This is a genomic window from Leptothrix mechoopdaensis (SeqCode) (genome assembly GCF_053893855.1).
In genome coordinates this window covers 1,520,980-1,542,277 of sequence record NZ_CM132699.1, presented here as the reverse complement: position 1 = coordinate 1,542,277, position 21,298 = coordinate 1,520,980, and the positions used below count along the sequence as shown (strand labels likewise).

Annotated in this window: 15 protein-coding genes and 1 tRNA gene; 10 read left to right on the top strand and 6 right to left on the bottom strand. The window is 67.4% G+C overall.

Features of this window, described 5'->3' with window-relative positions; genetic code table 11:
• Window positions 1–56 precede the first annotated feature (56 nt).
• Together ACWA7K_RS06805 and ACWA7K_RS06800 are read right to left on the bottom strand one after the other, a co-directional pair.
• A complete protein-coding gene (locus ACWA7K_RS06805; protein ID WP_456166922.1) occupies window positions 57–2,246 on the bottom strand; it encodes a hypothetical protein in 2,190 nt (729 codons plus the stop codon).
• 34 nt (window positions 2,247–2,280) lie between these two features.
• On the bottom strand, window positions 2,281–4,641 hold the full coding sequence (locus ACWA7K_RS06800) for a cytochrome-c peroxidase (protein WP_456166920.1): 2,361 nt from the start codon (window positions 4,639–4,641) through the stop codon (window positions 2,281–2,283).
• Window positions 4,642–5,378: 737 nt separating this feature from the next.
• Here ACWA7K_RS06800 and ACWA7K_RS06795 point away from each other — a divergent pair.
• Together ACWA7K_RS06795 and ACWA7K_RS06790 are read left to right on the top strand one after the other, a co-directional pair.
• Window positions 5,379–5,981, top strand: a complete 603-nt coding sequence (locus ACWA7K_RS06795) for a hypothetical protein (RefSeq protein WP_456166918.1) — start codon at window positions 5,379–5,381, stop codon at window positions 5,979–5,981.
• 982 nt (window positions 5,982–6,963) lie between these two features.
• On the top strand, window positions 6,964–7,281 hold the full coding sequence (locus ACWA7K_RS06790; protein ID WP_456210406.1) for a hypothetical protein: 318 nt from the start codon (window positions 6,964–6,966) through the stop codon (window positions 7,279–7,281).
• A gap of 360 nt (window positions 7,282–7,641) precedes the next feature.
• Here ACWA7K_RS06790 and ACWA7K_RS06785 read toward each other — a convergent pair.
• Together ACWA7K_RS06785 and ACWA7K_RS06780 are read right to left on the bottom strand one after the other, a co-directional pair.
• A tRNA-Pro gene (locus ACWA7K_RS06785) sits at window positions 7,642–7,718 on the bottom strand.
• 45 nt (window positions 7,719–7,763) lie between these two features.
• A complete protein-coding gene (locus tag ACWA7K_RS06780; RefSeq protein ID WP_456166914.1) occupies window positions 7,764–8,714 on the bottom strand; it encodes a carbohydrate kinase family protein in 951 nt (316 codons plus the stop codon).
• Window positions 8,715–8,973: 259 nt separating this feature from the next.
• On the opposite strand from ACWA7K_RS06780, the gene ACWA7K_RS06775 reads away from it, so the two are divergent.
• The 5 genes from ACWA7K_RS06775 to ACWA7K_RS06755 all read left to right on the top strand — a co-directional run bounded on the left by ACWA7K_RS06775 (window position 8,974) and on the right by ACWA7K_RS06755 (window position 13,795).
• The gene (locus ACWA7K_RS06775) at window positions 8,974–9,954 is read left to right on the top strand and encodes a substrate-binding domain-containing protein (protein ID WP_456166912.1); all 981 of its coding nucleotides are present in this window, start codon (window positions 8,974–8,976) and stop codon (window positions 9,952–9,954) included.
• A gap of 163 nt (window positions 9,955–10,117) precedes the next feature.
• Window positions 10,118–11,077, top strand: a complete 960-nt coding sequence (locus ACWA7K_RS06770; RefSeq protein WP_456166910.1) for an ABC transporter permease — start codon at window positions 10,118–10,120, stop codon at window positions 11,075–11,077.
• Window position 11,078: 1 nt separating this feature from the next.
• Complete coding sequence (locus tag ACWA7K_RS06765) at window positions 11,079–11,888, top strand: ATP-binding cassette domain-containing protein (protein ID WP_456166909.1); 810 nt, start codon at window positions 11,079–11,081, stop codon at window positions 11,886–11,888.
• An 87-nt stretch (window positions 11,889–11,975) separates the two neighbouring features.
• Window positions 11,976–12,446, top strand: a complete 471-nt coding sequence (locus tag ACWA7K_RS06760) for an RbsD/FucU family protein (RefSeq protein WP_456166907.1) — start codon at window positions 11,976–11,978, stop codon at window positions 12,444–12,446.
• A 65-nt stretch (window positions 12,447–12,511) separates the two neighbouring features.
• The gene (locus ACWA7K_RS06755; protein WP_456166905.1) at window positions 12,512–13,795 is read left to right on the top strand and encodes an ROK family transcriptional regulator; all 1,284 of its coding nucleotides are present in this window, start codon (window positions 12,512–12,514) and stop codon (window positions 13,793–13,795) included.
• 49 nt (window positions 13,796–13,844) lie between these two features.
• Here the strand turns inward: ACWA7K_RS06755 and hrpA are convergent, their stop codons facing one another.
• Both hrpA and ACWA7K_RS06745 read right to left on the bottom strand, forming a co-directional pair.
• Window positions 13,845–17,870, bottom strand: a complete 4,026-nt coding sequence (gene hrpA, locus ACWA7K_RS06750; protein WP_456166903.1) for an ATP-dependent RNA helicase HrpA — start codon at window positions 17,868–17,870, stop codon at window positions 13,845–13,847.
• Window positions 17,871–17,889: 19 nt separating this feature from the next.
• Window positions 17,890–18,276: a VOC family protein gene (locus tag ACWA7K_RS06745; RefSeq protein ID WP_456166901.1), complete on the bottom strand. Its 387-nt coding sequence runs from the start codon at window positions 18,274–18,276 to the stop codon at window positions 17,890–17,892.
• Between the two features lie 108 nt (window positions 18,277–18,384).
• Between ACWA7K_RS06745 and argA the strand changes: the two genes are divergently transcribed.
• The 3 genes from argA (at window position 18,385) to ACWA7K_RS06730 (ending at window position 21,285) form a co-directional block, all read left to right on the top strand.
• The gene (gene argA, locus ACWA7K_RS06740; RefSeq protein ID WP_456166899.1) at window positions 18,385–19,725 is read left to right on the top strand and encodes an amino-acid N-acetyltransferase; all 1,341 of its coding nucleotides are present in this window, start codon (window positions 18,385–18,387) and stop codon (window positions 19,723–19,725) included.
• A gap of 53 nt (window positions 19,726–19,778) precedes the next feature.
• A complete protein-coding gene (locus ACWA7K_RS06735; protein ID WP_456166897.1) occupies window positions 19,779–20,051 on the top strand; it encodes an oxidative damage protection protein in 273 nt (90 codons plus the stop codon).
• A 178-nt stretch (window positions 20,052–20,229) separates the two neighbouring features.
• Window positions 20,230–21,285 (top strand): extracellular solute-binding protein, encoded by a 1,056-nt coding sequence (locus ACWA7K_RS06730; RefSeq protein WP_456166895.1) that lies wholly within the window; start codon window positions 20,230–20,232, stop codon window positions 21,283–21,285.
• The last annotated feature ends 13 nt before the right edge of the window (window positions 21,286–21,298 follow it).

Genomic DNA, 21,298 nt, shown 5'->3' with positions numbered 1-21,298 from the left:
AGGGGCGTCCGGCCTGGCCCGGGCGTGCGTGTGGCACGCCGGGGACGTGAGCAGGATCAGCGGATCGTGATCTTGGTCGAGTCGATCGTCTGGCGGGCACCGAAGCTGGAGGTGACCGTGATGCTGATCGGCGCGGCGAAGAAGCCGGGGTCGGCCGGGTTGTTGATCACGCCGGTGGCGTCATAGGTCCAGCACGGTGCGGTGGTCGGGCAGATCGCCGGGGCGCCGGCCACGTTGCGGACCAGCGACATCGGCTGCGGCACGCTCGACAGGTTGACGGGGATGCCCAGGCCGGTGTTCGGGTCGAACGCCAGACCGGTGACCTGGACATAGAGCTGCAGGCCGTTGGTGTTGGCCGGCAGCGAGTCGGTCGCCACCACGCTCAGCTTGCCCTTGAGCGCCTTGTTGTCGTAGTTGGCCGTGACGATGGTGACGCTGTCGAGCAGCACACGGCGCGGCGGCGGCGGCGGCGTGCCGACCGGGCGGGCGGTCGGGCACAGCGTGCTGCGGAAGACCGGGTCGAGCATCGGCGTGTCCCACGGCGCCGGGTCGAGCTGGCCGACGATCGGCGGGTTGCTCGGCGCGGTCATCGTGCCCAGCGGGCCGGAGCCGCAGTACAGGAACACCAGGTCCTGGAAGTTGGCCGGCACCATCGGGTCGCCAACGACGGTGGGCTCCGGGAAGATGAAGTCGAAGTTCGGCGCCCGGTACTGGCCGGCGGTCAGGCCATTGGCGTACTCCATCGGCTGGGCCGTGTTGGACCAGAACGGCGGCGTCGTGCCCGGCATCGCACACGGGATCGCGTTGTCGCCGCACATGTTGCGGCTGACCGCCCGCAGCTCGCGGGTGGCCGGCAGGTAGGCACCGGCGTTGGGCTTGAAGCGGAAGCGGCCGACCACCGGGGGGCCCATCGGGTTGGCCGTGCCGAGCAGGCGCTCGGAGGTTGCGCCGGTCACCGGATCGACGTCGACGGCATAGAGGTCGACCATCATCGACGGGTCGCTGGACATGCCCTCGATCTTGGCCCGCGAGGTCGATTCCTGCGGCAGGTTGGCGATCGGCAGTGCACCGGTGCCCTGCAGCAGCTCTTCCAGCGCGACATACGACGGCCGCGTGCCCGGGGTCGTGTAGATGCCCAGGTGGGCGGTCACGGTGTGGGCCGAGATGTACGGGCCGGTCGCGTCGATCTTCAGCGTGCCGGCGTAGTCGATCGGGTCACCGATGACGAACGGCGCCTGCTGGGTCGGATCGGTCGTGCAGCTGGCGCAGTCCGGAGGATCCATCGTCCAGGTGTGGCAGTACTGGCCGGTAGCCGGCTGCGCGAAGCCCGGGAACGGGTCGGGCAGCGAGGTGCAGTTCGGCGCATGCGGCCGGTTGGACTGCGGGCACAGCGGGTCGAAGCCGTTGTTGACCGGATCGGCCGAGGCCAGCCCGAACGGGTTCTTGCGCGGGATGCACATCGGGTAGCCGGTCTCGGCCTTCACCGTCGGGTTGTCAGTGTCGGCGGTCAGGCGGCGGTCGTGGCCGACTTCCTTCACGTCGGCATTGCTGCCGGGCTTGCCATGCGACTTGCCGAAGCGGCCGACCGGGTCGTTGATGCGCACCCGGGTGTCGGAGTTGGCACAGACGCCGGAGACGCCGCCGACGTGCAGCTCGGCATTGACGTAGTCGATGCAGTTGACGACGCCGAAGCCGGCGTTGAGCGACTGCTGCGAGATGAAGATCAGACCGGCGATGTAGCGGCCCTTGACGATGTTGCCCTGCACGCGCACCTCGTACGACGGCAGCACGCCGTTGTACGGGTTGGCGCTGCCGGTGGCCGGCGCGGTGATGACGTCGGCCAGGGCCAGCCGGGTGACCGGCGTGCTCGAGCTGCCACCGCTGGCATCGACCAGGCTGGGGTCGAACAGCTCGGCCCAGGTCAGCGACGTGGCCGGCATCTGCAGGATGGTGTTGCAGGGCACGACGATCTCGCGCCCGTTGACCTTCAGCAGACCGCCGCGCAGCAGCGGGTGGGTCGCATTGCAGATGGAGCTGTTGGTGTCCAGCGAGGCTTCCTGGATGAAGCCGACGATGTCGAACTGCAGCGGCACCACCGGGGCGGGTGCCACCGGTGCGGGCGGGAACACGCCCGGGGGGCCCTTGGCGGCCATGGCCGGGCCGGACAGGGCCAGCAGCAAGGCGGTCGCGGCCGAAGCCAGGGCCGCCCAGCGGCGGCCGGCGGGATGTTGGGCAAGACGGTTCATGGCGTCGTCCTTCTCGTTCGTTCGTGTGTGCGGGTCAGCCCTTGACGGGCGGCTTCACGGGCGTCTTGACGACCACGGGGGCCTCGGTGCCACGCACCAGGCTGCCGTCGTCGTTGCGCAGGCAGGTGCCCAGCGCACGTCCGGCCGCGCCGGTGGCGGGCAGCAGGTAGGTCTCGTCGCGCGACTTGCCTCCCGGTGCACCGATGACCCTGCGTTCGTCGCCGATCTGGCCGTTGAACAGGCGCAGTTCGGGGTGGTCGAAGGGCGCGCTCTCGCACGCCACCCGGATGTCGGTCAGGCCGTGGCGCAGGAAGGCGACCAGGTCGGCCTGCTCCTGCGCGGTCAGGTTGAGGTTGTGGATGGCGGGGTGCAGGTTGGTCGCACCGCCGTCCTGCACCTCGGGCGTCACCAGGCCGCTGGTGTTGGCCTCGTCCGGACCGCGCCGGTCACCGCCGCGGTTGTAGAACTCGACCACCTGTTCCAGCGTCAGCCGGCTGCCGTTGTGGAAGTACGGACCGGTCAGCGACACGTTGCGCAGCGTCGGCGTCTTGAAGGCGCCGTCGACCGAGACCCGCGTGTTGTACGGGTCCGGCGCCATGAAGCAGTCGCGCACGTCGACCTGCACCGCGAACAGGCAGGGGTCGATCCAGAGCGTGTCGTCGACGTTGTCGTCGCCCTTGAGCCAGCGCATCCAGCCACGCGACAGCGACAGCGGCATGCCCCACGGGTCGGTCGCGCCGACGCCCAGGTCCTCCGAGGTCGGCCGCACGCCGATGTTGTAGAAGCCGCTGTCGTACACGCCCAGCTGGCGGTCGCCGGTGAACATGTGCTCGACCACGTTGGACTCGCCCAGGCTGGTCTGCAGGTTGGTCGCCGCGCCGGTGAACTCGGCGCCCTTGTGGCAGGACACGCACAGGCCCTTGCCGCGGAAGACCTGCAGGCCGCGGATCAGCTCCGGGCTCAGCGCATCGGGCTTGGCCGGACGGCCGGGCGAGCCGACGAAGCGGTCGAACGGCGCGTCATCCGAGATCAGCGTCTGCTCGTAGGCCATGATGGCCAGGCCCCAGTAAAGCGAGAAGTTGTTCTCCATCTGGGTGTAGCCGCCGAAGCTGCCCCTGGCCTGCCACCAGGCCGGCTGGAAGGCCTTCTTGATCAGCTCGACATAGGTCGTGTTCAGACCATCTCCAGCAGGGCCGCGCAGCGACGACAGCACGCTGTCCTTGGCATGCACCTGCTGGCCGGCCAGCGGGCGGCGCGCCAGCATCTTGCGGCCGAGCATCTTGAAGGCCTTGGCACCGCAGGACATCTCGAAGTCCGACAGCGCCGGGCCGACCGCCTGCGAGGCCAGGCTGGCGTTCTCCAGCCGCACGGCCGACCAGACGGTCGTGCCGTTGGGCAGCAGTTCGAGCACGCGCGCATCGTGGTCGCGGGCGCCGAAGGGGCTGACGCCGTTGAAGGTGTTGTTGGCGCGGCCGTCCCAGAAGTTGCGGTCATAGAACGCCGCGTTGATCACGCTGGGCGTGTTGCGCGGCTCGACCACGCGGGCCAGCACGCCGCCAACCGTGAACTCGTCGGGCGAGCGCAGGTCGCAGTCCTCGCCACCGCGGCCATCGAGCCTGCGGAACAGGCCCGAGAACGTGCCTTGCGACGACACCACGTCATTGGTCTGGTAGAGGATCGCCGACTCGCGGTCGTTCGGATCGGCCAGCCGGTAGAGCGGGAAGTCGGCCGGCTTGAGCAGGTAGTTCGGGCCACCCGCACCCGCCGGCATGCGGCTGAAGGCATGGTCGCCGCCCTTCAGGCCGGGGCTCAGCTGGTTCTTCATCCGGTTGTCGGCACCGGCGGCGAAGTGGCAGCTGGCACAGGCCTGGCCGTCGCTGCCGACCTGGGCATCCCAGAACAGCGCCTTGCCCAGCACGATGGCGGCCTGCTGGTCACGGATGTAGGCCTGGATGCCCGGCGTGGGCGGCACCGGCACCATCTTCAGCGACAGCATCGGCGGCAACAGGTCCGGCCCCAGCGGCACGTCGATGCCGGGGATCAGGTTGCGGCCACCCTTGGAACTTCCGCTGCCGCTGACACCCTTCAGCTCGAACACCAGGTTGCCGCTCGAATCCAGCGTGGTCGAGCCGAACGAGATCGTCCGGCCATCCGACGTCGCGCCCAGCGACCCGTCCCCGGCGATCGACGAGGTCGACTCGAAGCCCGACACCAGGTTCGCCGGCAGACCGTTGGTGTCCGGCACGAACAGGTCGATGCCCAGCTCATCCAGGCCAGCGGCATTGCGACCACCGCCCCGGGCGGTGGCGTAGAACGCCGTGCCCACCAGGCCCATGGCGATCACCACCCCCAGCGCACGCCGCCAGCGCGCGCCCCCTCGTTGCACCCTCTTCATGGCCATTCCCTTCGGCTGTCGCTCGTCGCGCATGACCTTCAGATGCGGTCATGTCACGTGGTTAAGCCATTCTTATTCATCCCACCCCCAAACCGGGACACCCATTCGGGCGTCTTGTGGGTGGATGCCACCAATTACCGTGAAGGAAATCGCATTTTTGAGACGCCAGGCGTCAACCAATGATCTGAATCGGGTGAATTGACGAGTCAATGCGGGTGAAAAGACCCAATTCTAGAAGTTCGCGGCAGAGCCATCACGCCCGGATCGAGCCACTCGAAGTGGCTGATGCAGATTCATTAATGAAGATTTCCTTCAGTTTGAAGCTGGGCTTCGGGTGTGGGGCTGCAGGGGTTGAGGGCGGCCCTCTTCGGTCCGCAAGCTGTCGTGCCGCAGTCGGCTGCGCTCTCGCAACGGGTCCAACGCCCGAACGGACTTCAACGGCGGCGGCCCATCGGCTGAATCCCCGAGTCGCGAGGCCGCCGCCCTGGCCGCTGAAGCGGTCGCGCGAACCTCATCGTCGCCTCCCTTGGCAAGGCTGCGCACCGTCGACAGAATCGTCAGCAAACGCCGCTTTTGACGGCGGAATTAGGACTGCATGAACATGCAGTCAACGGGGAGAAAGATCAGATGCGACAGGTACATGGGACACGTCATGCGGAGCCGATGAGGGCGACGGGTGCTGTGTTGGGCGACGGTTTGGTGTTGGCTGCAACACGTTAGGCCTCAGTATTCATACCATGCCCACGCCACTGGTTATTCTCAGCTTCAAACCGCCCTTCAGCGCAGCGGACTTTTCGGACTTTGCTCAATCTCATGCAGATGCAAATGCGGAGGTAGTCCTAGACGTAAGGGAGTCGAGCGGCCCTCAAGCTGGCATCGAATGGCTTCTACCAACTGCAGTCTTTCTATTCATTGGAAAGTCCTACTTTGATGGGATGCTCAAGGAGCTGGGCAAAGAGCACTACCATCTGCTCAAGGCAAAGACAAGAGCGCTCTACGCACGGCTCATCGGACCAAATACCCCCGCGGTCACCGTCGTCGGAACAGTGGGTAAGCTTGCATCCGACCGCAAGTATTCTTTGCTCTTCTCTCTACTTGCTGAAGCAGATGACGGCCTCCGATTCAAACTTCTTATTCAAGAATCAGCCACGGAAGCTGAGTACTCGGCAACAGTAGAAGCGTTTGTTGACTTTCTCGACGCCTTTCACAGGGGCACGCTCGCCGCTGAAGTCATCACCGAACTCAAGCAGGTTCGCATCGTCGGCAAGACCGTATTGCTCGCGTACAGCAAAGAACATGGCCGCCTCGTAGCCATTGATCCACTTGCGAGGCTGCGCTGAGGCCTAACCCGCTCAAGCGGAGCGCCAACGGCAGGCCGCGCATTCACCGCATGTGGGCTGCGTACTGCCTAGTGACATACTCTCGGCAATGAAAACCGATTTTCAGGTCGTCGTCGTCATTCTGTTCATAGGCTGCCTAGTTGTCGCCTTCTTCTTCGCGCGAGGAGGCAAGAGAAGGCCAAAGAATCTTCCTCCCCCTCGAAGCAGGAGCAGTGAACGTTCGTATCAGGAAACAAACAGCGTCGCGAAGCTATTTCTCGAAGCAGTTTCACTGAAGGAGAGCAAAGCGAATTGGCCTACTGTTCTGCGGGGCTTGAACACAGACGATGAGCCGCGCATTCGGACATTACTCCTCGAGCTACGTTCCCTAGACGTATCGAGTACACGTCAAGCGCTAGAAGCCATAGTGTCAGTTTGCATCGAATCCAAAGGTGAGAGCGAACGACTTGACCGAGCAGAACTCTTGGAACGAGCCCGAGTACGTATGCGCGAGCTGCAGCCATAGAAGCCAATGATTCGACTCACCGACCGGTCGCCAGCGCGGCCCAACCCCTCTACAAGGACTTCCCCGCGATTCGCCATCCCCGTGGCAGGCATTTGATCTCCTGGAGACCTCTTCAAGATGTGCGCATTGAATCCACATCACGATCAGGAACAGACTGTCCATCTACAAACAGCCGTGTGCGCCGCGAAATGGCGTTGGCCCAGATACGAACCGCTCAGCAGGACCGCGAATAGCCGACCGTTGTGGACGTCATGGCTATTGCAAGTGCTAGCTGCGGCGCGAAAACGTTCTTGGCTAGATCGACCACAACAAACACGATGGTCATGGCCATCCCCTTCCGAGAGGTGTGAGTTGATGAGCGTTTGCAACCCCATCGGCTCGCATCGGGACGGGGATGTCCCTTTCATTCGTTAGGCCTCACCTGTGCAGTTTCATCTCCTGCCTCATGCAGTCAAAGTAGAGCTGCCGCTGATCTACATGTGGGAGATCCATGAGGCGTCCGGAGAGCTTGTTGGTCGCTATGTGGGGAAAACAAAGGCTGGTGCCAAGCGACCACTGAAACACTACAAACGAAACGTTGCCAAGCTGCTGCTGAACAAGCCTTACCGGAGGGGCAATCCAACCGGCTTTCGCCGCATTCACCATGCTCTGGCGGAAGCCGAGGTCAGAGGCTTTCGGGTGACGCTTCAGTTCTTGTGCAACATTGAAACCCACGAGAACATCAATGAGGTCGAGCGAAAGTTCATTCGCATCTACAACTGCAAAGGGGGTGAAGCGTGGCAACTAAACGCGTGAGGCCTTCGCACTAATGCACACGAACCGGCCAGTGTCAGCGACCGCTGTGCCAGCCAATGGTCTCCCCCGCAGATGCCTCTCCGCACATACGACGAGTGAGAGTTTGCAGGCGGAGTATTCGCAGTCCGTTCAGACCGCTCCGGATCGATCGGAGCTTGTGGCATCCACCAATCACCTCTGAACGATGCTGGCGACGAGCCCTCGTAGTCGCACGTGCGTTCCTTGGTGACAGAGCCCGCTCCAGCCCGACCCAACCTGAATGAGGCCGAGGCAAGCCCGGGCTTTCCAGCGCCCGAGACGCCCGAGCCCCAGAAACGACAAGGCCCCAGCCCGGAAATCCAGTGCTGAGGCCTACTTGAGTGGTCGGGGCGACACGATTCGAACGTGCGACCTACTGGTCCCAAACCAGCCGCGCTACCAAGCTGCGCCACGCCCCGAAGCCGGCTAGTGTAGCCCGGCGGCGGGGTGGGTCTGGAAATGCGTCAGACCGTGGCGCGCAGTTCGCTGCGGCGGGGCAGGTCGGGGCCGCGGCGGGTGCAGGTGATGGCAGCGGCCTGGGCGGCGAAATCGGCGACGCGGCGGACCTCGTCGAGGGTGATGCCGGCCAGGCCTTGCGGGGTCAGGCGGCCGATCTCGGACAGCGCGACCAGCGTGGCGGCCTGGAAGGTGTCGCCGGCGCCGACGGTGTCCTGCACCTTGACCTTGGGCGCCGGCACCGAGACCTCGCCGTCGCGGGTCCAGGCCAGGGCGCCCTCGCCTCCGCGCGTCATCATGACCAGGTGGACGCCGCCGGCGAGCCAGCCGCGCGCCAGTTCGGCCGGGCTCTGGTGCGGGTAGAGGCGCTCGAAGTCCTCGTCGCTGAGCTTGAGCAGGTGCACGCGGCGCGACATCCACTCGACCAGTTCCTGCCAGGCGGCCACGTCCGGCTGCACGTTCAGGCGCACGTTCGGGTCGTAGGACATGACGCTGGCGTGGCGGCGCTGTTCATAGAGCGCGCGGATGGTGCTGCCGATCGGCTCGACCGCGCAGCCGTAGGAGCCGGTGTGATAGGCCGCCGCCTGGGCCGGCAGGCGGTCGAAGTGTTCGGGCAGCAGTTGGCGGTCGGCGCCGCCGTGGCCGTAGAAGCGGTAGCTCGGCACGCCCTCGCTGTCGACGCCGACGAGGCTCAGCGTGGTCGGCGCGTCGCAGCGCACCAGCGTGTCCATGCCGATGTTCTCTTCGCGGATCGTGCGTTCGATGCGCGCGCCGAGGAAGTCGCTGGAGATCGCGCCGAAGAACGACACCGGCTGCGCCATGCGCGCCACGCCCAGCGCCACGTTCAGCGGCGAGCCGCCGACGACCGCGTCCAGGTGCATGCCGGTGGGCGTGGCCCCGTCATCGAAGACATCCAGCAGCGACTCGCCGACGACGACGATGGGCAGACGGTCAGACATGGTGGGCAACCTCTTTGCAATGATCAACAAGAATGATTTAGGGCGTCACTAAACAAGATTCACGCCAGCTGGACCCGGGGAGAACCCGAGGTGCCGCCGATCGTCGCACTCTGCCGGCACAGGTGTACTCAGGGAAACCACTAAATCAATCGCCTTGATTTAAGTTGGCGACTCACTAAGATTCGCTCTGCGTTCAGGAGCACGGTCGCTCCCGATGCCCACCCGGTCCAACCCCCTTCGAACCTGTCCAGGAGACAACATGAAGCGTCTTTCGATCCTCGCCGCCGCCGTCCTCGTCGCCGGCACCGCTTCGGCCCAGAACCAGCCGATCATCGGCCTGATCACCAAGACCGAGACCAACCCCTTCTTCGTGAAGATGAAGGAAGGCGCCGAGGCCGAAGCCAAGAAGCTGGGCGCCAAGCTGCTGTCGGCCGCCGGCAAGCAGGACGGCGACACCGCCGGCCAGATCACCGCGATGGAGAACATGGTTGCCGCCGGCGCCAAGACCATCCTGATCACGTCGTCGGGCGACGCCATCGTCCCGACCATCAAGAAGATCAAGGCCCAAGGCGTGCAAGTCATCGCCCTGGACAGCCCCGTTCCGGAAGCTGACGCCCTGTTCGCCACGAACAACTACAAGGCCGGCGAGCTGATCGGCGCCTACGCCAAGGCCGTGCTGGGTGGCAAGAAGCCCGTCATCGCCACGCTGGACCTGTTCCCCGGCCACCCGGTCGGCGCGCAGCGCCACAACGGCTTCCTGGCCGGCTACGGTCTGAAGACCCTGCCCGCCGAGAGCAACGAGCTGGCCCAGCCGGCTGAAGTGGTCTGCATGGCCGACTCCTTCGGCGATGCCGCCAAGGGCCAGACCGGCATGGAAAACTGCCTGCAGAAGAACGGCAACATCAACGTCGTCTACGCGATCAACGAACCCGCTGCCGCCGGTGCCTACAAGGCCCTGAAGGCCGCTGGCAAGGAAAAGGACGTCGTGATCCTGGGCGTGGACGGCATGTGCTCGAACGGCGTGGGCAACGTCGAGAAGGGCGTCATCGCCGCGACCTCGATGCAGTACCCGCTGAAGATGGCCTCGATGGGCGTCGCCGCTGGCGTCCAGTACGCCAAGGACGGCAAGCGCCAGTCGGGCTACACCGACACCGGCGTGGACCTGGTGGTCGGCAAGGCCGTCTCGGGCATCAAGAGCATCGACACCAAGACCGCTCGCGGCCAGTGCTGGGGCGACTGATCCGGCTCGGGTCCTGATCGCCAGGGCCCGCACCGAACGGGCGCGCCACCCGGCGTGGCGCACCTGACCTGAAAGCCCCGTGGACACGGGGCTTTCTTTTCTTCCCCGTGCACGACACCGGCCCGGCCGGTCGTTCGAGGCACCACTCCAGCGAGCCCATTCCATGAATTCGCTCAAAGCCAAGCTCCCTCCGATCGGGACACTGGGCCCAGCCATCGCGCTGATCCTGGCCTGCGCCTTCTTCTCGTTCCAGCACGAGCGTTTCCTGACGCTGCAGAACTTCTCGCTGATCCTGCAGCAGGTGATGGTGGTGGGCACCATCGCCATCGGCCAGACGCTGATCATCCTGACCGCCGGCATCGACCTGTCCTGCGGCATGGTCATGGCGCTGGGTTCGATCGTGATGACCAAGGTCGCCGCCGACTACGGCCTGAGCGCACCGGTCGCGATCCTCTGCGGCATCGTCGTGACGACCCTGTTCGGCCTGATCAACGGCCTGCTCGTCACCCGCATCAAGCTGCCGCCCTTCATCGTCACGCTGGGCACGCTGAACATCGCCTTCGCGATCACGCAGCTCTACTCGCGTGCGCAGACCGTCACCAACATCCCCGACGGGATGAACTTCTTCGGCGAGACCTTCGGCCTGGGCGGTGCCCGCGTGGCCTACGGCGCCGTGCTGGTGATCGCGCTGTACCTGCTGACCTGGCTGTGGCTGCGCGAGACCGCGCCCGGCCGCCACGTCTACGCGGTGGGCAACAACCCCGAAGCCACGCGCCTGACCGGTATCCCGACCGAACGTGTGCTGCTGACCGTCTACGCGCTGGCCGGCGTGTTCTACGGCATCGCCTCGATGCTGGCGGTGGCCCGCACCGGCGCCGGTGACCCGAATGCCGGGCAGACCGAGAACCTCGACGCCATCACCGCCGTGGTGCTGGGCGGCACGAGCCTGTTCGGTGGCCGCGGCATCCTGCTGGGCACCCTCGTCGGCGCGCTGATCGTCGGCGTGTTCCGCAATGGCCTGACGCTGATGGGCGTCTCCTCGGTCTACCAGATCCTGGTGACCGGTGTCCTGGTGATCCTGGCGGTGGCCACGGATCAGATGTCTCGCAAGGGAGGTCGCTGAGATGAGCGCGCAACAACAATCCACGACGCCGCAGATCGTCATGAAGGCCACCGGCCTGGTGAAGCGCTACGGCCAGGTCACGGCGCTGGACGGTGCCGACTTCGAGCTGCGCGCCGGCGAGATCCTCGCGGTCATCGGCGACAACGGCGCGGGCAAGTCCTCGCTGATCAAGTGCCTGTCGGGCGCGACGATCCCCGATGAAGGCTCGATCGAGCTGGACGGCCAGCCGATCCATTTCCGCAGCCCCATCGACGCCCGCCGCGTCGGCATCGAGACGGTCTACCAGGACCTCGCGGTGGCCCCGGCGATGACGATCGCCGAGAACCTGTTCCTCGGTCGCGAGATCCGCCGCCCGGGCTTCGCCGGCAGCGTGCTGCGCATGATCGACAAGAAGAAGATGCTGGAACAGAGCATCGCGCGCATGAACGACCTGAAGGTCGGCATCCGCTCGATGACGCAGGCGGTCGAGACGCTGTCGGGCGGCCAGCGGCAGTGTGTCGCAGTGGCCCGTGCGGCAGCGTTTGCCGAACACGTGGTCATCCTCGACGAGCCGACCGCCGCGCTCGGCGTCAAGGAAGGCAACATGGTGCTGGAGCTGATCCGCCGGGTCCGCGACAAGGGCCTGCCGGTGATCCTGATCTCGCACAACATGCCGCACGTCTTCGAGATCGCCGACCGCATCCACGTCGCCCGCCTGGGTCGCCGTGCGGCCGTGCTGAACCCGAAGAAGATCAGCATGAGCGACACGGTCGCGGTGATGACCGGCGCGATGTCGCCGGACCAGATCCCGGCGGAGTGCCTGGCCCACTGACGCGACGCCGCAGAACGTTGCGCAGCCCCTGAAACGCAAGCCCCTGACCCGCAACGGCAGGGGCTTGCCCGTCACACGGAGACCCCCATGCTCAAAGGCATCGATCCCCTGATCAGCCCGGACCTGCTGAAGGTCCTGGCCGACATGGGCCACGGCAACGAGATCGTCGTCGCCGACGCGAACTTCACCGCCGCCAGCCTGTCGATCGGCCCGGACGGCGAGCGCAAGCCGGTGATCCACCTGCCGGGCGCGGGCATCCTGCGCACGGTGCAGGCCATCACCAGCCTGCTGCCGCTGGACGCGGCGGTCGAGCAGCCGGTCGCCTACATGCACGTCAGCGGCCAGCCCGAGGGCTACCGCAGCCGCCTGCAGCGGGACATCATCGGCTGGCTGAACGAAGCCGGTCACGCCCGCCCCGAACAATGTCAGGCGATCGAACGATTCGCTTTCTATGATCGGGTCCGCACGGCCTACGCGATCGTGCTGACCAGCGACCTGCAGCCCTACGGCAACTTCATCCTGAAGAAGGGTGTCATCGGCGAGGCGCTGGAGCCCTAGTCCTCGCTACCGACCCAACCCCGCGCGCCGGCCTGCCGTCGCGCACAGCACCCTGCCCTGCCGCCGTGGCCCACGACTTCCTCGCCTCCAGCCCCGGCTCGACCGGTCCGGCCAGCGCCTCCCGCAGCGCCGAGCCCGCCCGGCAGCTGCGCCCGCGCGGCTCCAACCACGCCGGCATGCGGCAGTACAACGAACGGGTCGTGCTGCAGGCGATCCGCCTGCACGGCGACCTGCCCAAGGCCGACCTGGCGCGGCTGACGCACCTGAGCACGCAGACCGTCTCGCTGATCGTCAACGCGCTGCTCGACGACGGCCTGCTGGTCAAGCGCGAGCCGCTGCGTGGGCGCATCGGCCAGCCCTCGGTGCCGATCGCGCTGAACCCGGACGGCGCCTATTCGATCGGCGTCAAGATCGGCCGCCGCAGCATGGACGTGCTGGTGATCGACTTCACCGGCGTGGTGCGCGAGCGCTCCAGCGTCACCTACGACTTCCCCGATCCGCTGACGCTGTTCGACGACCTGCAGCGTCTGCTCGACCGTTCGGTCGCCAGCCTGGGCGCCGGCGCGGACCGGCTGGCCGGCATCGGCATCGCGACGCCGCTGTCGCTGGGCAGCTGGCAGACGCTGCTGGGCGTGGCCGAGGAACAGGCCCGGCGCTGGAACGAGATCGACCTGGCCACGCGTGTGGGCGAGATGACCGACCTGCCGGTGCACGTCATCAAGGACACCTCGGCGGCCTGTGTGGCCGAGCTGGTCTCGGGCCGCGGCCGTTCGATGCACAGCTTCCTCTACCTGTTCGTCGACACCTTCGTCGGCGGCGGACTGGTGATCGACAGCCACCTCTACAACGGCGCACGCGGCAATGCCGGCGCGGTCGCCTCGATGCCGATGCACGCGGCCGGCACCGGCGTGGGCGTGCCGCCGCAGGTGCTGAGCGCCGCCTCGCTGTTCAACCTGCAGCAGCTCTACGAGGCCGCCGGCCTGGACCCGCAGGCGGCCATCGACGGCCGCGCGCTGGAGCCGCCGTGGGCCAACCACACCCGTGTCTGGCTGCGCAACGCGGCCCAGGCGATGGCACTGGCCACCGTCAACGCGACCTGCCTGCTCGACCTCGACGACGTGGTGGTCGACGGCGTGTTCGGCCGCGAGCTGCTGTCGCGGCTGATCGCCCACCTCGAGGAGGCGCTGGACATGCACAACTGGGAAGGCATCAGCCGCCCCAGCGTGCGCGCCGGCACGATCGGCTCGGACGCCCGGGCGATGGGCGGCGCGCTGCTGCCGATCTACGCGGCCTTCGCGCCCGATCCGGAAGTCTTCCTGAAGACCCAGCCGGGCCTGCCGGTCGATTGAGGCGGGGCCGGGGACGGCCGCCGCGTCACGGCGCCACTGCGCCACAGCCTCACTGCGAAATCTGGCTCCAGACCTTGTCCAGCCGCTTGACGCTGACCGGCTGCGGGGTGCGCAGTTCCTGGGCGAAGAAGCTGACGCGCAGTTCCTCCAGCAGCCAGCGGTACTCGTCCATGCGGGCATCGGCGCTGCCCTTCAGGTCGGCCAGCCGGCGGGTGTAGCGCTGCTCCAGCGGGCGCAGCTCGGCCAGGCGCTGGGCGTCGCGGGTGGCGTCGGCGCGCTGCTTGTCCAGCCGCAGCGTGATCGCCTTCAGGTAGCGCGGCAGATGCTGCAGCTGGGCCCACGGCGTGGTGGCGACGAAGCGTTTGGGCATCAGGCGCTGCAGCTGCGCGGTGATGTCGTCGGCGACGTCCTTGGGCGCGCGGGCGTCCTTGAGCTTGCGCAGCGCGGCGGCGTATTCGGTCAGCACGACGCCGGCGTTGCGGGCCACCTCCTGCGCGATCAGGTTCAGCCGCGAGCGGCCTTCCTCGATGCGGCGGGCGAAGGCCTGCGCATCGGTCGGCAGCGGGTCGGCCAGGAAGGCGCGGTCCAGCGCGACGTCGATGACCTGGGCGCGCAGCTCCTCCTGCGTGCCCAGCGGCATGTAGGCCACCGCCATCTTCTGCAGGTCGGGGATGTTCTTCTCAAGGTACTTCAGCGGCTCCTTGATCGCCAGCGCGACCAGCCGGCGCAAGCCCGCGCGGTGCTTGGCGGCGGCGGCGTCGGGCTCGTCGAAGACCTCGATCTCGACATGCGTGAGCCGGTCGATCAGGGCCGGGAAGCCCACCAGCGTCTGCCCCGCCTTGCGGATCTCCATCAGCTCGGGCAGCTCGCCGAAGGTCCACGCGGTGTAGGTCGCGCTGGCCTGGACGGCGGGAGCGGAAGGCGCGGTCGAGGCCGTGGATGCGGCCGTGGATGCGGCCGGCGTCACCTTCTTCGCAGCGGACGACGCCGATGGCGCCGCAGCGGCTGGTGCCACGTCCGGTGCCGACACCTGCGAGGCCAGCTTCATCGTCGCCAGCGCCTGGAAGGCCGACCGCGCCTGCGTGCCCAGCTCGGCCTTCAGCGTGGCCAGGTTGCGGCCCGCGCCCAGCTGGCGGCCGTGTTCGTCGACGATGCGGAAGTTCATGAACAGGTGGGGCGCCACCATGTCCAGCTTGAAGTCGTTGCGCTGCACGGCGATCTGGCTGCGCTCGCGCACGGCGGCCAGCAGCAGGTCGAGCAGGCGGCCGTCGCCGAAGGCGTGGCTGGCGCAGAACTCGGCCACGAACTCCTGCAGCGGCATCAGGCGCGAGCGCGGCCGCTGGTGCAGGCTCTTGACCAGCGCCAGCACCTTGGCTTCGAGCATGCCGGGCACCAGCCAGTCGCAGCGGTCCTCGCTGACCTGGTTGAGCGCGTAGATCGGCACCGTCACGGTGATGCCGTCCTTCGGGTCGCCGGGCTGGTGCAGGTAGCTGGCGGCGCAGTCGATGCCGCCCAGCCGCACGGCGCGCGGAAAGGACTCGGTCGTGATGCCGGCGGCCTCGTGGCGCATCAGCTCGTCGCGGCTGAGGTGCAGCAGCTTCGGGTTGGCCTTGCTCGCGACGCGGTACCAGCGCTCGAAGCTGGCGCCGCTGCAGACGTCCGCCGGCAGGTGCTCGTCGTAGTAGGCGTGGATCAGCTCGTCGTCGACCAGCACGTCCTGGCGGCGCGACTTGTGCTCCAGCTCCTCGACCTGCCGGATCATCTTCTGGTTGTGCGCCAGGAAGGGCAGCCGGCATTCCCAGTCGCCGTTGACCAGCGCCTCGCGGATGAAGATCTGCCGCGCCGCGTTCGCGTCGACGTTGCCGTAGTTCACCCGCCGGTTGCTGTAGACGACGATGCCGTAGAGCGTGGCGCGCTCCAGCGCGATCACCTCGGCGGCCTTCTTCTCCCAGTGCGGCTCCAGCAGCTGGGTCTTCAGCAGATGGCCGGCGATGCCGGGGATCCACTGCGGCTCGATGGCGGCCAGCCCGCGGCCGAACAGCCGCGTGGTGTCGACCAGCTCGGCGGCCACCAGCCAGCGGCCGGGCTTCTTGCTCAGGTGCGCGCCCGGGTGGCGCCAGAACTTGATGCCGCGCGCACCCAGGTACCACTCGTCGTCGTCGGCCTTCAGGCCGATGTTGCCGAGCAGGCCGGCCAGCATCGACAGGTGGATCTGCTCGTAGGTGGCCGCCGTGCCGTTCAGGCGCCAGCCGTGTTCGGCCACGACGGTGTGCAGCTGGCTGTGGATGTCGCGCCATTCGCGCACCCGGCGAGGGCTGACGAAGCTGTCGCGCAGTCGCTGTTCCTGCTGGCGGTTGCTGAGCTTGTGGCTGTCGACCTGGGCCTGCGCCTGACCGGCGTGGCCGTGGTTGCCGCGGCCTTCCTCGATCCAGCGCCAGAGCTTGAGGTAGCCCATGAACTCGGACTTCTCGTCGTCGAACTTCCTGTGTTTCTCGTCGGCCGCCTGCTGCGCCTCCATCGGCCGGTCGCGCACGTCCTGCACGCTCAGCGCGCTGGCGATGATCAGCACCTCGTGCAGGGCCTGGCGGTCGCGCGCCTCCAGGATCATCCGGCCCACGCGCGGGTCCAGCGGCAGGCGCGAGAGCTCGCGGCCGATGGCGGTCAGCTCGTTGGCATCGTCGACCGCGCCCAGCTCGCCGAGCAGCGCGTAGCCGTCGGCAATCGCCTTGCGCGGCGGCGCCTCCAGGAAGGGGAAGTCCTCGACCAGGCCGAGGTTCAGCGCCTTCATCCGCAGGATCACGCCGGCCAGCGAGCTGCGCAGGATCTCCGGGTCGGTGAAGCGCGGCCGGCCGGTGAATTCCTTCTCGTCGTAGAGCCGGATGCAGATGCCGTTGGCAACTCGGCCGCAGCGGCCGGCGCGCTGGTTGGCCGCCGCCTGGCTGATCGGCTCGACCTGCAGCTGCTCGACCTTGTTGCGATAGCTGTAGCGCTTGACGCGGGCATGGCCGGTGTCGATCACGTAGCGGATGCCCGGCACCGTCAGCGAGGTCTCGGCCACGTTGGTCGCCAGCACGATGCGGCGCCCGCCGCCGGTCTCGAAGACACGGTCCTGCTCGGCCTGCGACAGCCGCGCGAACAGCGGCAGGATCTCGGCGTTGCGGTGCAGCGGCTGGTGGCTCAGGTGCTTGCGCAGGTGGTCGGCGGCCTCGCGGATCTCGCGCTCGCCGGGCAGGAAGACGAGGATGTCGCCCGAGCCCTCGCGCCAGAGTTCATCGACGGCATCGGCGATCGCGTCGTCGATGTCGAAGTCCTTGCCGTCCTCGAACGGCCGCCAGCGCTGCTCGACCGGGAAGGTCCGGCCGCTGACCATCAGCACCGGCGCGGGCACCGCCTCGGCCGTGCCGTCGGCGGCGCGACGGGTGGTCGCGAAGTGGTTGGCGAAGCGGTCGGCGTCGATCGTCGCCGAGGTCACGATCACCTTCAGGTCGGGCCGGCGCGGCAGGATCTGGCGCAGGTAGCCGAGCAGGAAGTCGATGTTGAGGCTGCGCTCGTGGGCCTCGTCGATGATCAGCGTGTCGTAGGCCCGCAGCAGCGGATCGGTCTGGGTCTCGGCCAGCAGGATGCCGTCGGTCATCAGCTTGACGCTGGCACCGGGCTGCAGGCGGTCCTGGAAGCGGACCTTGTAGCCGACCACGTCGCCCAGCGGGCTCTTGAGCTCGTCGGCGATGCGCTTGGCGACCGAGCTGGCGGCGATCCGGCGCGGCTGCGTGTGGCCGATCAGGCCGGTGCCGCCGGCGCCCAGCCCACGGCCCATCGCCAATGCGATCTTGGGCAGCTGCGTGGTCTTGCCCGAGCCGGTCTCGCCGCAGACGATGACGACCTGGTGCTCGCGCAGCGCGGCCTCGATGGCCTCGCGCCGGGCCGAGACCGGCAGCGCTTCGGGAAAGGTGATCGGCGGGACGGGCGTCGGCGGCACGCTCGACGGCGCACGGCGAGGCCGGCTGTGGGCGGGCGCACGCGCCGGGGCGGCGGCCCCTTCGGAGGTAGGTCGGTTCACGGGGCGCGGATTATCCATGCGCCCCTTTCGGGACAGCTCAATCGTCGAGGTAGTCGATGATGCTGAACACCGCGCCTTGCGGGTCCTGCAACACCGCGAAGCGGCCCACGCCCGGCACGTCGGTCGGCGCGACGATCACCTTGCCGCCGAGCGCCTGGGCTTCCGCCGCGCTCTCGTCGGCGTTGTCGACGGTGATGTAGCAGCCCCAGTGCGGCGGCATCTTCGGTGTCGCATCGGCCGGCATCGCCATGATCCCGGCCACCGAGGTGTCGCCGACCTTGACGACGTGGTACGGGCCGCCGGGCATGTCCAGCGTCTGCAGGGTCCAGCCGAACAGCTGGTGATAGAAGCCGGCCGCCGCCTTCGGGTTCGGGGTCATCAGCTCGCACCAGCTGAACGCGCCGTGGGTCTTCATCGGGTCCATCGCGGTCTCCTCGGAAGTTCGAAGGCATGCTGCGCGGCCGGTGTTCGCGCGTCAAGCCTGCTGGCGGGGCCCTGCGGCACAATCGCCGATCGACCTTCCCAGCCGACCATGAGCCTCGTCTTCCCGCACACCTTCGTCCCGTGGTTTCGCTCGGTCGCGCCCTACATCCACGCGTATCACGGCAAGACCTTCGTGATCGGCATGGCCGGCGAGCTGATCGCCGCGGGCAAGCTCAGCGCCTTCGCCCAGGACCTGTCGATCCTGCACGCGATGGGCATCAAGCTGGTGCTGGTGCACGGCTTCCGCCCGCAGGTGACCGAGCAGCTCAACGCCAAGGGCCACCCCTCGCGCTTCAGCCACGGCAAGCGCATCACCGACCCGATCGCGCTGGACTGCGCCCAGGAAGCCGCCGGCCAGCTGCGCTTCGAGATCGAGGCGGCCTTCTCGCAGGGCCTGCCCAACACGCCGATGGCCAACGCGACCGTGCGCGTGGTGTCGGGCAACTTCCTGACCGCGCGGCCCGTGGGCATCGTCGACGGCGTCGACTTCATGCACAGCGGCGTGGTCCGCAAGGTCGACAGCGCAACCATCCGCCGCGCCATCGACATCGGCGCGCTGGTGCTGCTGTCGCCGTTCGGCTTCTCGCCCACCGGCGAGGCCTTCAACCTGACGATGGAAGACGTCGCCACGCAGACCGCGATCGCGCTGCAGGCCGACAAGCTGCTGTTCATCACCGAGGTCCCCGGCATCCACGAGGACCGCGACGACCCGGAAAGCCCGATCGACACCGAGCTCGCGCTGGCCGACGCCAAGCGCATGCTGGCCGCCCTGCCCGACCCGACCCAGCCGACCGACACCGCCTTCTATCTGCAGCACTGCATCCGCGCCTGCGAAGGCGGCGTCGAGCGTTCGCACATCCTGCCGTTCGCGGTCGACGGCGCGCTGCTGCGCGAGGTCTTCACCCACGACGGCATCGGCACGATGGTGGTCGACGAGAAGCTGGAGAGCCTTCGCGAGGCCACGTCCGATGACGTCGGCGGCGTGCTGCAGCTGATCGAGCCGTTCGAGCGCGACGGCACGCTGGTCAAGCGCAGCCGCACCGAGATCGAGCGCGACATCCAGCTCTACACCGTCATCGAGCACGACGGCATCATCTTCGGCTGCGCCGCGCTCTACCCCTACCCGGAGGCCCGCACCGCCGAGATGGCCGCGCTGACCATCTCGCCGCAGGTGCAGGGTCAGGGCGACGGCGAACGCATCCTCAAGCGGGTCGAGCAACGCGCCCGCATGCAGGGCCTGGACAGCATCTTCGTGCTGACCACCCGCACGATGCACTGGTTCATCAAGCGCGGCTTCGTGCAGGTCGACCCCGACTGGCTGCCCGAGGCCCGCAAGCGCAAGTACAACTGGGACCGGCGTTCGCAGGTCCTGGTCAAGAAGCTGGGCTGAGGCCCGGCCTCACCCGACACGACTAGCCTCCCGCATCCCGAAAGGAAGAAACCATGGCCCGTACCGTTCAATGTGTCCTGCTGAAGAAGGAAGCCGACGGCCTCGACTTCGCGCCCTACCCGGGCGAACTCGGCAAGCGCATCTACGAAGGCGTCAGCAAGGAAGCCTGGCAGCAGTGGCTCAAGCACCAGACCATGCTGGTCAACGAGAACCGCCTGAACCTGGCCGATGCCCGCGCCCGCCAGTACCTGGCGCGCCAGATGGAACGTTTCTTCTTCGGCGAAGGTGCCGACCAGCCGGCCGGCTTCGTGCCGCCCTCGGCCTGAACGAGCGACTGCTCGCCTGAACAAGGGCTGTCCAACCCTCGCACCGAGCGCCGCGCCTGCGGCGCTTTTTTTCGGCCGCCAGCCTTCTGCTTGCAATTGCGAATCGTTCTCGTTTGCTGCTAGGATGGATTCCAGAGCCGGAAAACGCCGGCGCCGATCCACTCCAAGGTCATCCGCCATGAACGCCTCGTCTCTTTCCCGACTGCTCCTCGCCGCCCTGGGCACCGCCACCCTGACGCTGGCCGCACCGCTGGTGCAGGCCCAGGAAAAGGTCCTGAACCTGTACTCGGCCCGTCACTACCAGACCGACGAGGCGCTCTACACCAACTTCACCAAGGCGACCGGCATCCGCATCAACCGGGTCGACACCGACGACGCGGCGCTGCTGCAGCGCCTGAAGACCGAAGGTGCGGCCAGCCCGGCCGACGTGATCCTGCTGGTCGACGCCGCCCGGCTGTGGCGTGCCGAAGCCGACGGCCTGTTCTCGCCGGTGAAGTCGGCCGTGCTGGAACAGCGCATTCCCGCCCAGCTGCGCGGCAAGGATGGCGGCGACGGCTCGCAGTGGTTCGGCTTCTCGACCCGCGCCCGCGTCATCGTCTACAACAAGGCCGACGTGAAGGCCGAGAACGTCGACACCTACGAGAAGCTCGCCGACCCGGTCAACAAGGGCAAGTTCTGCTCGCGCTCGGGCTCGCACCCCTACAACCTCTCGCTGTTCGGCGCCTACCTGGAGCATCTGGGCGACGCCAAGGCCGAGGCCTGGCTCAAGGGCATCGTCGCCAACCAGGCGCGTGACCCAAAGGGCGGCGACACCGACCAGATCAAGGCGGTCGCGACCGGCGAATGTGGCATGACGCTGAGCAACACGTACTACGTCGCCCGGCTGATGCGCTCGACCAATCCGGACGACCGCAAGACGATGGAACAGGTCGGCGTGATCTTCCCGAACCAGAAGACCTGGGGCGCCCACGTCAACGTGGCCGGCGGCGCCGTCGCGAAGAACGCGCGCAACCGCGACGCGGCGATCAAGTTCCTCGAATACCTCTCCAGCGACGACGCCCAGCGCTACTTCGCCGACGGCAACAACGAATACCCGGTCGTCGCCGGCGTGAAGACCGCCAACCCGGCGCTGACCACGCTCGGCAGCTTCAAGCAGGAGCTGATCCCGATCTCGGTCGTCGGGCAGAACAGCGCGAAGGTGCAGCAGATCCTCGATCGCGTCGGCTTCAAGTGATCGGATATGACAG

Excerpts from the sequence above, each read along its gene's own strand:
- ACWA7K_RS06790 (WP_456210406.1), top strand. The coding sequence starts at position 6,964 with ATGTGGGAGATCCATGAGGCGTCCGGAGAGCTTGTTGGTCGCTATGTG.
- ACWA7K_RS06800 (WP_456166920.1), bottom strand. The coding sequence starts at position 4,641 with ATGAAGAGGGTGCAACGAGGGGGCGCGCGCTGGCGGCGTGCGCTGGGG.
- hrpA (WP_456166903.1), bottom strand. The coding sequence starts at position 17,870 with ATGGATAATCCGCGCCCCGTGAACCGACCTACCTCCGAAGGGGCCGCC.
- ACWA7K_RS06730 (WP_456166895.1), top strand. The coding sequence starts at position 20,230 with ATGAACGCCTCGTCTCTTTCCCGACTGCTCCTCGCCGCCCTGGGCACC.
- ACWA7K_RS06775 (WP_456166912.1), top strand. The coding sequence starts at position 8,974 with ATGAAGCGTCTTTCGATCCTCGCCGCCGCCGTCCTCGTCGCCGGCACC.
- ACWA7K_RS06770 (WP_456166910.1), top strand. The coding sequence starts at position 10,118 with ATGAATTCGCTCAAAGCCAAGCTCCCTCCGATCGGGACACTGGGCCCA.
- ACWA7K_RS06735 (WP_456166897.1), top strand. The coding sequence starts at position 19,779 with ATGGCCCGTACCGTTCAATGTGTCCTGCTGAAGAAGGAAGCCGACGGC.
- argA (WP_456166899.1), top strand. The coding sequence starts at position 18,385 with ATGAGCCTCGTCTTCCCGCACACCTTCGTCCCGTGGTTTCGCTCGGTC.
- ACWA7K_RS06760 (WP_456166907.1), top strand. The coding sequence starts at position 11,976 with ATGCTCAAAGGCATCGATCCCCTGATCAGCCCGGACCTGCTGAAGGTC.
- ACWA7K_RS06805 (WP_456166922.1), bottom strand. The coding sequence starts at position 2,246 with ATGAACCGTCTTGCCCAACATCCCGCCGGCCGCCGCTGGGCGGCCCTG.
- ACWA7K_RS06780 (WP_456166914.1), bottom strand. The coding sequence starts at position 8,714 with ATGTCTGACCGTCTGCCCATCGTCGTCGTCGGCGAGTCGCTGCTGGAT.
- ACWA7K_RS06745 (WP_456166901.1), bottom strand. The coding sequence starts at position 18,276 with ATGGACCCGATGAAGACCCACGGCGCGTTCAGCTGGTGCGAGCTGATG.
- ACWA7K_RS06765 (WP_456166909.1), top strand. The coding sequence starts at position 11,079 with ATGAGCGCGCAACAACAATCCACGACGCCGCAGATCGTCATGAAGGCC.
- ACWA7K_RS06795 (WP_456166918.1), top strand. The coding sequence starts at position 5,379 with ATGCCCACGCCACTGGTTATTCTCAGCTTCAAACCGCCCTTCAGCGCA.